The organism is Lysinibacillus sp. NPDC094403 (assembly GCF_050278745.1).
In the GTDB taxonomy this organism is placed as follows: Bacteria; Bacillota; Bacilli; order Bacillales_A; family Planococcaceae; genus Lysinibacillus.
Window position 1 is genome coordinate 1 of the sequence record NZ_JBNNTL010000010.1, and the last position, 17,348, is coordinate 17,348.

At 39.3% G+C, this 17,348-nt stretch carries 10 protein-coding genes, 1 pseudogene and 1 riboswitch; of the genes and pseudogenes, 2 read left to right on the forward strand and 9 right to left on the reverse strand.

The window, feature by feature from the left end; translation table 11 throughout:
* Window positions 1–513: 513 nt before the first annotated feature.
* From ACQKMV_RS15180 to hutH, 7 genes and pseudogenes are all read right to left on the reverse strand, one after another.
* Complete coding sequence (locus ACQKMV_RS15180) at window positions 514–2,391, reverse strand: SLC13 family permease (protein WP_427504956.1); 1,878 nt, start codon at window positions 2,389–2,391, stop codon at window positions 514–516.
* A gap of 747 nt (window positions 2,392–3,138) precedes the next feature.
* Entirely contained in the window at window positions 3,139–3,753 is a 615-nt protein-coding gene (gene nadD / locus ACQKMV_RS15185; protein WP_427504957.1) for a nicotinate-nucleotide adenylyltransferase, read from the reverse strand.
* Window positions 3,753–4,118, reverse strand: a complete 366-nt coding sequence (locus ACQKMV_RS15190; protein ID WP_427505094.1) for a hypothetical protein — start codon at window positions 4,116–4,118, stop codon at window positions 3,753–3,755. The genes nadD and ACQKMV_RS15190 overlap by 1 nt, the downstream gene beginning before the upstream one ends.
* 78 nt (window positions 4,119–4,196) lie before the next feature.
* Window positions 4,197–5,483: an imidazolonepropionase gene (hutI, locus tag ACQKMV_RS15195; protein WP_427504958.1), complete on the reverse strand. Its 1,287-nt coding sequence runs from the start codon at window positions 5,481–5,483 to the stop codon at window positions 4,197–4,199.
* A complete protein-coding gene (hutU, locus tag ACQKMV_RS15200; protein ID WP_427504959.1) occupies window positions 5,480–7,150 on the reverse strand; it encodes a urocanate hydratase in 1,671 nt (556 codons plus the stop codon). Before hutU ends, hutI begins: the two co-directional genes overlap by 4 nt.
* Before the next feature lie 15 nt (window positions 7,151–7,165).
* Window positions 7,166–8,490: pseudogene (locus ACQKMV_RS15205) on the reverse strand (YjiH family protein).
* Between the two features lie 101 nt (window positions 8,491–8,591).
* Window positions 8,592–10,106: a histidine ammonia-lyase gene (gene hutH / locus ACQKMV_RS15210; RefSeq protein ID WP_427504960.1), complete on the reverse strand. Its 1,515-nt coding sequence runs from the start codon at window positions 10,104–10,106 to the stop codon at window positions 8,592–8,594.
* 259 nt (window positions 10,107–10,365) lie between these two features.
* Between hutH and ACQKMV_RS15215 the strand changes: the two genes are divergently transcribed.
* Window positions 10,366–11,820 (forward strand): helix-turn-helix domain-containing protein, encoded by a 1,455-nt coding sequence (locus ACQKMV_RS15215; RefSeq protein ID WP_427504961.1) that lies wholly within the window; start codon window positions 10,366–10,368, stop codon window positions 11,818–11,820.
* Between the two features lie 489 nt (window positions 11,821–12,309).
* On the forward strand, window positions 12,310–13,815 hold the full coding sequence (locus ACQKMV_RS15220) for a catalase (protein WP_427504963.1): 1,506 nt from the start codon (window positions 12,310–12,312) through the stop codon (window positions 13,813–13,815).
* 132 nt (window positions 13,816–13,947) lie between these two features.
* Here the strand turns inward: ACQKMV_RS15220 and thiC are convergent, their stop codons facing one another.
* Together thiC and ACQKMV_RS15230 are read right to left on the reverse strand one after the other, a co-directional pair.
* Window positions 13,948–15,726: a phosphomethylpyrimidine synthase ThiC gene (gene thiC, locus ACQKMV_RS15225; RefSeq protein ID WP_427504964.1), complete on the reverse strand. Its 1,779-nt coding sequence runs from the start codon at window positions 15,724–15,726 to the stop codon at window positions 13,948–13,950.
* 139 nt (window positions 15,727–15,865) lie between these two features.
* Window positions 15,866–15,980, reverse strand: a riboswitch (TPP riboswitch).
* Between the two features lie 293 nt (window positions 15,981–16,273).
* Window positions 16,274–17,203, reverse strand: a complete 930-nt coding sequence (locus ACQKMV_RS15230) for an AEC family transporter (RefSeq protein WP_427504965.1) — start codon at window positions 17,201–17,203, stop codon at window positions 16,274–16,276.
* Window positions 17,204–17,348 lie beyond the last annotated feature (145 nt).

Here is a 17,348-nt window from a genome sequence, read left to right on the forward strand (position 1 = left end):
CAGGATCAAACTCTCCATAAAAAGAAATTTGATTAGCTCAAATTGTTTTGCTGGCATCATGTTTGATGTCCAAAATTTTGTTTCGTTCACTAACTCAAGGTCAGCAACTAAAAACTTTATTGATTACGTTTTGCTTGTTCAGTTTTCAAGGTTCATTTCGTTACCACTTCTTTAGCAGCAACTCTTATATAATATCACGTCGTTTACTAGATGTCAACAACTAATTTATTTAATTTAATTGTTTTTCACTAGTTATCTTAGCGACTCGTATAATATTACACGCATATTTTAAAAAGGTCAACACTTTTTCCGAAAAAATTTATACCTTTTTCATTTTATCGAAAAACTTCCTATTTATATAGCTACGAAAAAAAATTAAAATTAGATTATTCATCTCAAGTTAATTTAACTTCTATAGCTATCTAAAATTGAATTTTATCATAACCTTAAATAAAAAATTAGTATACTTCACAAAAAATTTAACAAAAAAAACTCGGTATAGAAACCGAGTTTTTAAAATGGAAAGAAAAATGGAATTGCTAGCATCATAGCAATAAACATAATAATCTGTAGTGGAATTCCAATCTTCACAAAGTCCATAAATTTATAACCACCTGCTGTCATCACAAGCGCATTTGTTGGAGAAGCAATTGGTGTGACAAACGCCATACTTGCCGCTACAGCAACAGCAATCATAAATGTCGTTGGACTTGCATCCATTGCAATCGCGGCATTCATAGCAATCGGCGCGAACAATACAGCAGTCGCCGTATTACTAATAAATTGTCCGAAAATCACTGTTAAAATATATACACCAATCAGTACTCCATAAGGTCCATAACCTCCGAGCGCGTTAATAATACCATCGGATAAAATGACCATACCACCTGTTTTCTCCAACGCAGTCGCCATCGGAAGCATTGCAGCTACAAGCACAATACTTTCAAAATTCATGTTACTGTATGCATCTTCCATATTACGTAAACAGCCTGTTAAAATCATCAATACAGCACCAATCATAACGGAAATAACAGCAGGAAAAATTTCAAAAGCCATTAACATAATCATTAAAAGCATAATGACACCAGCAATACCTGCTTTACCCGTTGCTGCCGCGACACTCGCATGCTCCTTCGGTTGACCCACAACAACGACATCCTGCGTTTCTCGTGCAAGTAATAGAATTTCATCCCATGCTCCTTGCACTAAAATGGCATCCCCAAATTTCAATTTATGCGTCACCATATCTTGAAGCTTATAGCCGCCTCTACGATTAATGCCAATTATATTAAGATTATATTTCTCTCGAAAGCCTAGGGTGCTAACAGTCTTATTAATAAAGCTAGAATTTGGCGTTAATAATACTTCAGCAATACCAAGATGCTTCGACACCAATTCATCAGCTTCTCCTTCAGCAAGTTCCTGCATCTCTAGACTATAATCTGAGGCAAAATGACGAATATTCTCTTCCTCACCTTGGACATACAATTCATCTTTGGCATGTATCACACTTGTCGGACCTGCCATTTCCTGATATGTCATCGGTAAAAAATTAATGCCTTCTTGTGATCGTCGGTGAATTTTCATCATACAGAGCATATATTTGGCCGGAAGCTTTAATTCTGCTAATGTTGCATCAATAATAGACGAATCCTCTGGCACAAATACTTTAAACAAACGATTATTTAAATCATATTGTTTAATAATTTTTTTGGGAGATAGTTTATAGTCAGCATTTGTTTGTGTACGATTTTTTTCATTTGGTAAAAGAGTATTGCGCACCAGCACTAAATAAATAATACCAACTATCATTCCTACAATACCAATGGGTGTCACTTCGAAAAATCCTAGCTTATTATAGCCGCGATCTACTAATAACTGACTGACGATTAAATTTGTCGGTGAAGCAATTAATGTCATAAGTCCAGAAAGACTCGCAACATAAGAAAGGGGTAGTAAAAATTTTGATGGACTTTCCTTCATACTAATAGCAATACTAACTACGATCGGCATCATTAAAGCGACAGTACCTGTATTACTCATAAAGGCACCTACCGACCCTACAATAATGAGCAATAACACAAATAACTTCCGCTCACTATCACCTGACCATTTCAACAATAATCGCCCTGCCACCCCAGCAAGTCCAGTGCGCAAAATTCCTGCGCCCACAACAAATAGCCCCGCAATCATTAAAACTACAGAGTTCGAAAAACCAGCAAGCGCCTCTGTTGGCGTTAAAATATCTGTAATGACAAAAGCAAGAAGTGACACAATCGCAATGAGATCTGCTCGTACTTTATTCGTCACAAATGCAAAAATTGTTGCTCCTAAAATAAGAAATGTTAATGTAAGCTGCACTTCTAAGAATTCCTTTCTAACATTAATCATTGTGCTAGGTGATATACAAAACCTTTTGTATTGTAGCACCTTGCACGTTTATATCATTTAGATTTATTATATCTTACCCAAAACGATATATAGGAAAGTTCACCATCTTTTCGAAATAAAAGATTCATCACCATAGTGCGAGGTTGATTTCCGTTCCGGCTGGGTGCTTTTATCGCTGTCGCTTCGTTTTCGCACAGAGCAAAGCTTCCTGGGGGCGTCCGATGAGCCGCTTGGGGCAACAGGATGTTGGTCACGAAGGCGTTATCACAGGACGTGATGACTTTAGCCTTCGTTCCCCTGACGCTAATTGCCAAGGAGTCACCCAGCCTCCACTCCAATCGACTTATATAATTAGTATACGTTTTAACAAATGTTTTCCCCACTTTTGATGATAATCCCAATAAAAATAAGTATGGCATTGACCTACACCCCCAACTTTTCCAAAAAGAACACATAGCTCCTCATCGTTAGTATAAGTAGGCAGTTTGAATCAAAAGAGTATAGCGATGATTAAAACATTTAAAATCCAGCCTAAATTAGGATGGGATATGTTTAGTTAACTTTCATTCAAGGTAAACCTCACCATAGCGGAAAACGAGATAATTTCAATGCTCCTCACAATACGAAACATGACGGATCTGCCGATTAAATTACCAAACAGCTTTTTACAACAAATAGCTATTGCCTATAGTCTAAAAATGCGTGGTATTACTCCGCACTCTACTATCATGTATCGGCCATACTAGATTATTTTTGATAAAGGTTATGCTCTTTAATATAGTCATAGCAAGCGTCAGGCAGTAGATATTTTGGTTCACCACCCATTGCGAATTCTTCTCGAATATAGGTAGAGCTAATTTCCATCGCTAAGCCTTTGTCAATTAAATGGAATCTTCCATCATCATGATTTCTTAAAATTGGAGAGTGACTGATCGTTGATAACATATCTACCCCATGCCTTGCCATTATAATAAATTTATTCTCAGCTACTAACGCTTCTCCTTTTTTCCACTTTCCTGCCCCAATATCAACTAATAAGTCAGCTCCCATAATAAAATGAATTTCATCATTCGGAAGTTGTTCTCTAAAATATTTCATCGTATCATATGTGTAAATGTTCCAGCCTTCTTGCCCCATTTCGTATGAATCAGCAATAAAGCGCTCATCCTTTGCAATAGCCAGCTGTAGCATATTCCATCGATGAGTATTCTCTGTTTTTATCTCCTTGTCCTTTCGTTTATTTGAGCAAGGTAAAAAAATTACTTTATCTAATTTGCAACGATGTGCGACTGTGCTTGCGGTCCACAGATGAACATTTGTAATTGGATCAAAGGATGATCCGTAAATTCCTATTTTCGTCATTATCTATCCCTCCACTCCTCTTCCCTATGACCATTCATCATCTTCGTGACTTTTCCTTTAATTTCTTTATTTCTTGTCATTTCGTTATCCCAGCATGCTTGACTTAAATAGACTGGATACTCTTCTGGATTCATCGTTCGTTTGTACTCACTCCATAGTAGATGCAAATTTTCTTCTACATATACTCGAATTTCCTGAAGTGTTGATTTCTTGTAAAGAATAGACCCATTTACTACAATGTCTTGATGTAAATCTTTTGCTGTAAAATTTATTACAAATTTGCTGATATAAGTATGAACCGAGCGGAACATTTTCAAGCGCTCTTCCTCTTGTGGATTTTCGTAGTCAAATGCAAGATAATTCAGCGGGTGCCCAAACCCGCTGAATCAAATTAAAAAAGCATAAATAAAGCATCTCTGCCTTATTTATGCCTTTCGTATTATTTAATTCACAAGTTGATTTTTCAAAAGAATACCGTCCTGTACAACAACTCGTCCATTTTTAATTACAGTATTCGTATGATTCATGCCATAGAAATATTGTAACTGCTTGTAATTGGCAACATCCAATATAATGACGTCAGCTTGTTTGCCTGCTTCAAGGGAGCCAATTTGATGTCCACGGTTAAGTGCATATGCTGCATTAATGGTTGTCGCTGTTAACACTTCCTCCAATGTCATGCCCATATGCATACAAGCCAAATTCATGATAAATGGCAGACTCATCGTTGGGGATGAGCCAGGGTTAAAATCAGTTGATATAGCTACAGGTACCCCTTCATCAATCATTAGGCGTCCCCTTGCAAATGGAGCACGTAAGAAGAATGCTGTTCCAGGTAGCAGCACCGCAATCGTGCCAGCTTCCGCCATTTTTTCTATACCCTCATCAGAAGCAACTAGTAAATGCTCCGCTGAAATTGCCCCTACTTCCGCAGCAAGCTCCGCTCCCTTATAAGGCTCAATTTCATCTGCATGAATTTTCGGTGTTAGCCCCAACGCTTTCCCAGCCTCTAAAATGCGTCGTGATTGCTCTGGAGTAAATACCCCTTTTTCACAAAACACATCATTAAATTCCGCAAGCTTTAACTCCGCTACTTTCGGCAGCATGTCATGAATGACTACATCGACAAATTCATCCTCACGCCCCTTATAGTCACGCGGCACCGCATGCGCCCCCATAAAGGTACTAACGACATCAATGTCATGTGTAGCTTGTAATTCCTTAGCTACCTCAAGCTGTTTCTTTTCAGTTTCCCAATCTAAACCATAGCCTGATTTTGCTTCAACCGTTGTGACACCATGCTTTAAAAACACATCTAAATGATTCATAGTTTTTCTATATAAATCATCAAAGCTAGTTTCTCGTGTCCACTTTGTCGTGGCATGAATACCACCACCCGCATTCATAATTTCCATGTATGTGGCACCATTGAGTCGCATATTAAACTCCTGCTCACGTGTACCTCCATGAACTAAATGCGTATGACAATCGACGAGACCCGGCATAACAATCTTACCTGAGGCGTCAATGACCTCAGCCACCTTTACAAGATCAGGGAAATCCGCTTCTAGCTGTGCAATTGAACCTACTGCTATAATGCTATTTCCCTCCATTAAAACACTGCCGTTTTCCACTACTGCAATGTCACCCATTTGTCCCTTCGTACGAGGACCTTGTACGGCACTTTTTAACGTGATCACTTCATTGGCGTTTTTAATTAAAATTGTCACTTAGCATCATCCTTTAACATTGGGATATGCACACCTTTGTTCTTTGCTGTATTAATGGCAATTTCATAGCCAGCATCTGCGTGACGCACAACACCCATTCCTGGATCCGAAACTAACACTCGCGCAATCTTCTCTGCAGCTAGCTCAGAACCATCCGCTACTAGCACTTGACCAGCATGCTGAGAGTAACCCATACCTACACCACCACCGTGATGAACACTTACCCAACTTGCACCACTTGCTGTATTGACAAGTGCATTTAGAATTGGCCAGTCTGATACTGCGTCAGAGCCATCAAGCATGCCCTCTGTTTCACGATTTGGCGATGCAACTGAGCCTGAGTCTAGATGATCTCGACCAAAAACAATCGGTCCTGATAGCTCACCATTGGCAACCATTTCATTAACCTTCAATGCAAAACGATGACGATCACCATAGCCTAACCAGCAAATACGCGCAGGTAATCCTTGCCATTTCACCATTTTTTGCGCCATATCAATCCAATTCACAAGACCTTCATCTTCAGCAAACATTTCTTTTGCAAGTGCATCTGTTTTATAAATATCCTCAGGATCACCAGAAAGCGCAGCCCAACGGAATGGCCCTTTACCCTCACAGAATAATGGACGAATGTACGCAGGAACAAAGCCAGGGAAGTCAAATGCATTTGTTACACCCATCTCTTTAGCATAAGCACGAATATTATTACCATAATCAAATACTTCCGCACCCGCCTGTTGGAATTCAAGCATTGTACGAACATGCTCAGCCATTGTCTCTTTTGCTCTTCGCTCATACGTTTTTACATCATTTTTACGCAGTTTAAGCGCTTCCTCAAACGTCATGCCATTTGGAACATAGCCATTTATTGGATCGTGGGCAGATGTTTGGTCAGTGACAAAATCAGGGATAATTCCTCTGTTCAATAGCTCACGATTAATGTCTGCACAGTTGCCAACAAGACCAATCGATGCAGGCTCTTTTTGGTCACGTAGTTTATTAACTAATTCAATAGCTTCATCTACCGTCTCCACAAGATAGTCGCAGTAGCCCTCTTTTATTTTACGTTCAATTCGAGCGCGATCCACTTCGACTACTAAAATGACAGCGCCAGCCATTTTCCCAGCTAAAGGCTGTGCACCACTCATACCACCCATACCACCTGTAAGGATGAATTTGCCGCGTAAATCAGCTGTACCAAATACCTTTTTCCCTGCCTCTACAAACGATAAATACGTTCCTTGTAAAATCCCTTGTGCGCCAATATAAATCCAACTACCAGCCGTCATTTGACCGTACATCATTAAATCGCGGTCCTCTAGCTCATAAAAATGCTCCCAATTCGCCCACGCTGGTACTAAATTAGAATTTGCAATTAATACACGTGGTGCATGTTCATGTGTACGGAATACAGCTACCGGTTTTCCTGATTGAATAAGAAGTGTTTCATCATTCTCTAACTCTTTTAATGACGCAATAATTTGCTCATAACTCTCCCAATTACGTGCTGCTTTCCCAATTCCACCATAAACGATTAGTTCATCTGGATTTTCTGCTACTTCAGGATCTAAATTGTTCATTAACATACGCATTGCAGCTTCCTGTGTCCATCCCTTACATGTTAATTCTTTTCCACGTGGTGCACGAATATTTGTTTTAACTACCATTAAAAACACGCTCCTTTAAAATAATAAAAATGCTATTGGTGTTACGATGATTAGAGTTAATACGACACGCTCAAACCAAATGAGTAAAATTTGGCGCAATGTCAATGGAATTTCAGATGATAAAATAAGTGGAATAACGGCTGAAAAGAACAAAATTGCCGATATTGATACGACCGCCACAATAAATTTCGTCACAAGTGTTGCTTGTGTGACAACAAGTGCTGGCAAAAATACTTCTGCTAACGATAATGACAGTGCTTTCGCTGCTAAATATGGTTCTGGAACTTGTAATACATATGTGAATGGCACAAAAATATACGCAAGCCAATCAAAAATTGGTGTATATGTTGCAAGTACAAGCCCTAACAGACCAATTGATAGAATCGACGGAATAACACCCATCGCCATGATAAAACCATCCTTTAAATTCATCCATAAAATTTTAGATAAAGGTGGATTTTGCTCAACAGCATCCATCGCTTGACGCCACGCTTCTTTAAAACGATCCTTCTGAACAATCTTTTCTGGCATCGGGGTCGTTCCCTCGTAGTATTCATCCTTCATCGAACGAAGTGGATAAATACGCGCTGTTAACGCAGTGACCACAAATGTCACAACGAGTGACACCCAGACGCATTCCAATGCTGCATAATATCAAGGGTACTTGCAATGACCACCATAAACGTTGCAGAAACAGTCGAGAAACCTGTTGCAATAATTGCGGCTTCCTTCGCTGTGTAGCGACCTTCCATATAAACACGGTTCGTTAAAAGTAATCCAACCGAATAACTACCGACAAATGATGCTACTGCATCCACTGCTGACCGTCCTGGTGTTTTAAAAATAGGTTTCATAAACGGCTGTGTTAAAACACCGATGTATTCAAGCAATCCATAGCTTACTAAAAGTGCTAAAAACAAAGATCCGATTGGAATTAGAATTCCCACTGGTTTAACAAGCTTCTCCAGTAAATACGGGCCGATACTTTCATCCGCTAACCATGCAGGACCTATATTGAAAATTAACAATATCCCCGCGATCATACCGCCTACTTTAAAGATTGACATTACAATATTGACTATCGATTTATTCCATTTCTTAGTAAGGAATGGATGAATCGCTCCACCTACAAGCATTATGAGTACATATGCAGTTACAAACAGTGGTGCTTCGGCGCGAATAAAGTTCACAATGTGATCAATTAAAATCGTACTCTTACCTTGCCATTCAAATGAGATGAAAAAACTAAATATTCCGACTAAACTACAGATAATCATCTTTAAAGCGGAGGAGACTCGAAAATCCGAGTCTTGCCTCAGCTCTTGATGTTGAAATTCCATCCTATCCCCCCATGCAAGTGCTCTTTCTGAAAGAGATCCCCCATTTCATCCGAACAAGTTGAAGGATTTTTTGGATTTTCTCTAGGAAGTTATCGCCTTAACTATATATACTCATTTAATAGAACATCACTCGTTAATAAATACCGTGAAAGCGCTTCAATTTCATCGCCGATTGGTTGATCTGCTAACAGTGGCGGACAGAATTCACGTACTTTTTCTAAAAACTTTCGCGTTGTTGGAGATAACTGCTCTTCCGCCTTGTCTAAATGGATAGCCTGCGATGCACAAATCATTTCTATCGCAATGACATGAGCGGCATTACGTACAATTTGACGTACTTGTCTAGCTGATGTTGTACCCATGCTCACATGATCCTCTTGGTTACCTGATGTAGGTATCGAATCCACGCTTGAAGGATGTGCCAATACTTTGTTTTCAGATACGATAGAGGCTGCTGTATATTGAGCAATCATTAGCCCACATTCAATACCAGGATTTGTCGCTAAAAATGGTGGTAAACCTTCATTAAGTTGCGGATTAACCATTCGCTCCGTACGTCGCTCTGAAATATTAGCCCACTCACTTACACCGACTTTTAAAAAGTCCATTGCTAATGCAATTGGTTGACCGTGGAAATGCCCACCGGACAATACTTCTCCATTTTCTAAAACTATCGGATTATCTGTCGTTGCATTCATTTCAGTTTGCACGCGGTCCTCCGCATAGAAAAATGACTGCCATGAAGCACCATGCACTTGCGGAATGCAACGTAGTGAATAGGCATCCTGCATACGGATTTCACCTTGCTTTGTCACACGTTTACTTCCTTCAAGCCACTTACGGATTCGTCCACCAACAAGCTCTAATTCCGGATGTGGTCTTACCGCCAAAAGCGCTGGGTCAAATGCTGAAGTAATACCCTTCAGTGCCTCAAGTGTTAAACTCGCTGCCATATCTGCCGCTAGCCCAATACGCTCTGCCTCGTTCACTGTTAAAACTCCGATACCTGTCATTGCTTGTGTACCATTTACAAGCGCTAGTCCTTCCTTAGCTTGTAGTCGGACAGGTGCTAGCCCAGCTTGCTGTAAAGCAGTACCGCCACTGACAATCTCTCCATTAAACTCAGCCTTACCTTCACCCACTAGCACTAAAGCCAAATGTGATAATGGCGCTAAATCTCCACTTGCTCCAACTGAACCTTGAGACGGTACAATTGGATGTACTCCCTTATTTATAAAGTCTAATAGCAGCTGCACTGTTTCCAGACGAATTCCTGAAAAACCACGCGCTAAAGCATTGGCACGTAAAACCATCATTGCACGTACAACATCCGTCGGGAACGGTTCACCAACACCTGTTGCATCTGAGCGCAATAAATTCAACTGTAAAAGCTCAATGTCTTCTTCTTCAATCTTTATATTGCTTAGCTTTCCAAAGCCTGTATTCACACCATATATCGTTTGCCCTTCAGCTAAACGTTTTTCAATTCGTTCCCTACTTAAACGTATACGCTCCACACTGTCTTCAGATAGCGCTACTGTAGCACGACCGTTTACAATTTCCTCTATTTGCTGTCTTGTTAATGTCTTGCCATCGAGCTCGATGATAGATTTCATATGACATCCCCCTGTTCCCTTTAAAGCTATGAAAAAAATGCTTAGAATACAATATTACTACCGCTTCGCTTTCGCGCAGAAGTGATTTGCCAAAAGAAGATAAGTAGCAATTACTCTAATTACATTGTACAAATTTGCTTTTTCAGAAAATAGAGAATTTTAAAAGAGAAAACATGAATTATTTCAGATTTTTTGTTATTTTAATAATATAATAGTATTTTTTTAAGAAACTAGATAATTTTAAGGAAGGTTGATCGTTATGAGATTGTTATTAATTGACAGAGATCCCACTGATCTTTCAGGTATTCGGTGGTTTTTACATACATATTTTCCTGGGGATGTAACCATTGAAATAAGTACCACTGTTAATGAGGCACTTCAAAGTATCCAACAATTCGAGCCCGAGGTGATACTGCTGAATATCGATTTATTCTCAAATAATCGTTTAACTGCACTTTATCGTGTTTTACAAAAACATTCAGGGACTATTTTAGCTATGACGACAGAGCCGTTATTTAAAAATGCATTGAAAGCAATCGATTTGCAGGTTGCACATCTTTTCGTTAAACCAATTGATTTAGAAGTATTAAAGCAAAAGCTCACTGCCATTTCCCTTCGAACACCAAAGGTAGAGGCAGTGTATCAAGAAGCTACAGATGAATCCTTTTACTATCAACTATTTTTAGATAGTAAAACAAGTTCCTTAGAGACAAATATACATTTCACAATGATCGAGCCTGAGCATTCCGAAATGTTTAACAAACTATACAACTGGCTTCAGCAAACTCCTATTTATTATCATATGAAGATTTATCCTTTGTCCGATAGAATTGTCTGCTTATTCCAAACAGACGATTTAAAAATCGTCGAGAAGGATGTTCGTACATTAATGAAGGAATGGCGATTAACAAATAATAGCTCTTTAAATATTGGGATTTACGATGGGGAACCTACTACCATGAAGAATATGTATACCTTAACGAAGCGTACACTTCATCAAAGCTTTTACGAAGGCTATGGACACATTTTTTATGCGAGTAAACAATTAGAGACACAGCCCTTCGATCCTTTGTTAACACCCGAAGAGCAACAATTACTAATAAGTAGTTTAGAGGACGGGAATATTGAAGCCGTTAAAGCATTTTTATATCGACTATCTAATGAAGGAATTTATTACGAGCAAGATGACTTACGTATTCATCTAACGAGTGTTTTGGCGCAAATTCGACGCTTTATGCTGAAGTATAAATTACATGAGAAAGCTTCAATTGAGCAAAATTATCGTCAGCTTTTTCATTTAATTATTGAGCATCCTATATTTTACACCATTTTAAATGGCATCATATCATTTACACAAAGACTTATTGAATTGGCTCGTGAGGCGCGAATGGAAAAACGAGCTGACTATGTAGAACTGGCCATAGAAATTATCGATCAACAATTTCAGGATAGCGGGTTATCTTTACCTTTCGTTGCCCATAAATTAGGGATTAGCCCCAATTATTTAAGTACAATTTTTCCAAAGAAACAAGGTTTGCCATTTAAGCGCTACTTACAGCAGGTCCGAATTCATAATGCCACAAAAATGCTTGTAGAAACAGATTTTGCAATTAGTGAAATTGCATATTTAAATGGTTTTGATGATGCGAATTATTTCATTAAAATTTTTAAACAGCAAATTGGGATTACTCCTAATCGATATCGTAAAGCTTAAAAAGGCTCCTCACCATAACGCGAAGTTTATTTCAGTTCCAACTCCGCTTGGTGAAAAAGGTCTCATTGGGAACGCTGATTCCCAATGAGTCGTCCAGCCTTCACTTCAATCTACTTAGATACACGGAATAAGTTCCAACAAATGTAATCCTCATCCTTTGATAATGAGCCTTTAAAATCAACATTTTTTCAATTATCACATCCTATTTTCAATAAGAATAGATAAACAAAAGAATTCACTTTTAATTTCGAGCTATCTCTTCTCTATAACTCATTTTCAAATAATTCTCGAATAATGTTTAAAAAAGCTAAATTCGATATAGAAACTATTCATAAACTCTTTAAACCTTGCATATGTTTATAGTTTATATCTTAATGTAAAAATTCTTTAACAATAATCATTATAATTTACTAGCAATTCTATTTTATATTTGTTATAGTAATTCATGAAGAGTTCAACTCTCATCTTTTCTTCAGGAGGTAAACTAATATGACAAACGCAAATGATCGTAGCCGCCGCTTCACAACAGCAGGTGGTGCACCCGTAGTAAGCAACCATGACTCAATGTCAGCAGGTCCTCGTGGTCCTCTATTACTTCAAGATGTATGGTTAGTTGAAAAATTAGCAAACTTCAACCGTGAAGTGATTCCTGAACGTCGTATGCACGCTAAAGGCTCAGGTGCATTCGGTACTTTCACTGTAACTCATGATATTACTAAATATACAAAAGCTAAAATCTTCTCAGAGGTTGGGAAAAAAACAGAAATGTTCGCACGCTTCTCAACTGTTGCGGGTGAGCGCGGTGCAGCAGATGCTGAGCGTGATATTCGTGGATTCGCGCTAAAATTCTATACAGAAGAGGGTAACTGGGATTTAGTTGGTAATAATACACCTGTCTTCTTCTTCCGTGATCCATTACACTTTACAGATTTAAACCACGTGGTAAAACGTGATCCACGTACAAATATGAAAAACGCAAATTCAAACTGGGATTTCTGGACTTTATTACCAGAGGCACTTCACCAAGTAACAATAGTTATGTCTGACCGTGGTATCCCAGCTGGCTACCGCCATATGCATGGTTTCGGTTCTCACACTTATAGCTTCATTAATGCTGAAAACGAGCGCGTATGGGTTAAATTCCACTTCCGTACGGAGCAAAGTATTCAAAACTTAACTGGCGCTGAGGCAGCGGAATTGATCGGTAAAGACCGTGAATCTTCACAACGCGATCTATATGAGTCAATCGAAAAAGGCGACTTCCCTAAATGGAAGATGTACATTCAAGTAATGACAGAAGAACAAGCTCGTGAATTACCATATAACCCATTTGACTTAACAAAAGTATGGTATAAAAAAGACTTCCCACTAATTCCTGTTGGTGAATTCGAGTTAAACAAAAATCCAGACAATTACTTTGCAGAAGTTGAGCAAGCAGCGTTCGCACCATCTAACATTGTTCCTGGTATTAGCTTCTCTCCAGACAAAATGTTGCAAGGTCGTATCTTTGCATATGCTGATGCACATCGCTACCGCTTAGGTGTAAACCACCACTCGCTTCCTGTAAACGCACCAAAATGCCCATTCCGCTCATTCCACCGCGATGGTGCTATGCGTTTCGATGGCAACCTTGGTTCAACTTTGGGCTATGAACCAAATAGCTACGGCGAATGGGAGCATAATTTAGACCATAAAGAACCTGACTTACGTATTGACGGTCATGCTGGTATCCACGACTTCCGTGAAGATGACAACAATTACTTCGAGCAGCCAGGTAAATTATTCCTTCTAATGACTGCAGAAGAGCAACAACGCCTATTCGAAACTACAGCTAACGATATGGCGTCAGTTGAAGAGTTCATCAAACGTCGTCACATCCTTCATTGCTATTTAGCTGATCCAGCATATGGTGAAGGTGTAGCAAAAGCTATGGGTCTTTCATTAGAAGGTATGGACCTTTCAAACCCATACGTAAAACAAACAACTAACGTCTAATTTCCCACGATTATTGATATCCAAATCCAACTTTCTACTCCATGTGAAGAGCAACTTCACATGGAGTTTTTTATCTTAACGACCCAAAAAAGGCTTGTGCCTAATTTAATAGACACAAGCCCTCTCTGATAATTATTGATAAATTTGACTGCCTGCCTTTTTAAATTCCTCCGCCTTCTCCTGCATACCTTTGTGGATTGCTTCAGTCGTATTTAAGTCTTTTTCTTTTGCATAAGTACGAATATCCTGTGAGATTCTCATACTACAAAACTTAGGTCCACACATTGAACAGAAGTGCGCAGTTTTTGCTCCCTCTGCAGGCAATGTTTCATCATGATATTCAACTGCACGCTCTGGATCCAGCGATAGGTTGAATTGATCGCGCCAGCGGAATTCAAAGCGTGCCTTAGATAGCGCATCATCTCGCTGCTGCGCTCCCGGATGCCCTTTCGCTAAATCAGCCGCGTGTGCAGCAATTTTATACGTAATAACCCCTACACGAACATCCTCACGATTTGGTAAGCCAAGATGCTCTTTAGGCGTCACATAGCAAAGCATTGCCGTACCAAACCACCCTATCATCGCAGCACCAATGGCTGATGTAATATGGTCATAGCCAGGAGCAATATCTGTTGTCAGCGGCCCTAAGGTATAGAAAGGAGCTTCCTTACACAGCTCTAACTGCTTGTCCATATTTTCTTTTATAAGATGCATTGGTACATGCCCTGGTCCTTCAACCATCACCTGTACATCATGCTTCCAGGCAATTTGCGTTAATTCCCCTAGCGTTTCTAGCTCCGCAAATTGAGCTTCATCATTAGCATCTGCAATAGAACCAGGACGCAAACCGTCACCTAAGGAGAAGGCAACATCATAGGCTTTCATAATTTCACAGATTTCTTCAAAATGTGTATATAAGAAGCTCTCTTGGTGGTGGAATAAACACCACTGTGCCATAATCGAGCCTCCACGAGACACTATGCCTGTTACACGATTAGCTGTTAATGGCACATAGCGTAGCAGTACCCCTGCATGAATCGTGAAGTAATCAACACCTTGCTCGGCCTGCTCAATCAACGTATCACGATACACTTCCCACGTTAAATCCTCTGCCACACCATTTACTTTTTCTAGCGCTTGGTAAATCGGCACCGTTCCTACTGGCACTGCGGCATTACGGATAATCCATTCACGTGTCGTATGAATATGCTTACCAGTCGATAAATCCATAATGTTATCAGCGCCCCAGCGTGTAGCCCACGTCATTTTCTCTACCTCTTCTGCAATAGAGGATGACACCGCTGAATTTCCAATATTAGCGTTAATTTTTACGTGGAAGTTACGTCCAATAATCATTGGCTCAGCCTCAGGATGATTAATATTAGATGGCAAAATAGCACGACCTGCCGCGATCTCTGAGCGCACAAATTCAGGATCCATATTTTCGCGAATTGCTACAAATTCCATTTCTGGAGTAATAATTCCCTTTCGTGCATAGTGAAGCTGTGTTACATTTCTACCTTTCTTCGCACGCAAAGGCTTTCTAGATAAATCTGGGAAAACATTTTCTTGAATTCGTGGATCTTCAGCATTACGGAATCCATTATCTTCTGGCTTGATAGTACGGCCTTCGTATTCCTCAACGTCATCTCGTTCTTTGATCCATGACCTACGTAAAGCTGGCAATCCCTTCGTAATATCCACCTTATACGTAGGATCAGTGTAAGGGCCACTCGTGTCATAAACACGTACTGGCGCATTTTCCTCTTCACCAAAGCTTCCTGTCGTCGGACTTAAAGCAATTTCGCGCATTGGCACTAAAATATCTGGTCGAGATCCTTCTACATAAACTTTTTTACTTCCATCAAAATTTGACATAATCGTAATATTCTTTTCGGTAACTGTTGTCATAAACTAATTCGCTCCCTTTTACGTATTTTTATACAAGGACCGAATCTAGCTCACCCCAACAAAAACAAAAGCCGAATCCAAAAAAAATTTTGGATCCGGCTAAGAATGTAAAGGTATAGTTATCGCAAATAACATAGAGTGCAATAATGGTTAACTTTCCCACGCTGGTATGAGCCAGATCAGGTCCAAAGGGTCAAGAAACCTCTAAGCGTTTCCCTCTCAGCCTGACTCATCAGACTCCCCTAGTTAATACTATTAAGTTTGATGATAGTGTAGCAGATATTGCTAAGAGATGGAAGCTTCATTTGATTATTTTTGGTTTATCATCAAGAGTTAGCGTCCAGATGAGACCATGAGCGCGCAAGCGATGCGACTCATCGGATGCCCTCGAGAAAATATGTCTTTGAAGAATTATCGGAACAAAATCTCATTTTATCGGAACAATTTCAGATTTTATCGGAATATTATCTTGTTTTATCAGAACAATCTCAGTTTTTATCAACTACGGGTGACTCATTCCCTCGTTTTGTTAATAAACTTATACTTGTTAGGTAAACAACAGCTCCGCTACATAAATCACAATCGTCACTGTAATACAGCTCACAATCGTTGAAAATAACACGGTTTGTGCAGCAGTTGCCGATTCTACGTCATATTCTAATGCCAGACTAGAACTATTTCTGGATGTTGGGAACGAACTAGCTATAAAAAGCGATTGTGCCACGACACCATCTAAGCCAAGTGTAAAAATGATAAGTAATGCTATGGCTGGCCCTATGACTAGTCGTGTAAAACAGCTAATGAATACAATCTTATTGAACATAGATTTGATTTCAAGCTGTGATAGTTGTGCCCCTAAAGTTATTAATGCCACCGCGATAAAGCCATCTGCCACATGATCTACCGGAATTCTTATGAACTGTGGAATAGTGATATTAAAATAATTCATTGCAACACCAATAATAAGCGCATGAATAATAGGCATTTTGAGGAAGTCTTTCACAATAGACATGCCCGATTTTGTTGAAGAAATTAAATTGTATAAGCCGTATGTATAGGTCGTCATATTTTGAAATATCACGAGAATGACCTGAATCGCTACTCCAATCGGCTGCGTCACGAAAATCATTTGCGCGACCGGAATACCATAGTTGCCTGAATTAATAAGGACAACACTATTTTTAAACACTGCAGCCTCTGTTTTTACTAAACCAAGTCCCTTTGCTATAAAATGGCTAAGCACCATTTGACTGCCGATAAAGAGTAAAATAAATAACGCAACTTGTCCAAGCACTGACAGCTCTATACTCGTTTCATATAAATTCACAAAAACAGCTGCTGGCATGAAGCAATATGTAATAAGCTGAGATAACGCCTTTAAATTAAAACGAAATTTCTTTTGTAAAACTGCACCAAGTACTAGAAGCACTAAAATAGGAGCTACTATTTGGAAGAAAATCATACCGAGATACATCATATCGATGTCCCCCTTTCCTTTTCTATAGTAGTGCTGTTTTTATGCTCGGTCAATGCACCTCAACGTTATCTCATCACTCCTAACAAGGCATTTTCCCAAAAATGCTCAACACTAATCCAATGTCTGTTATCAGGAAATATCACAA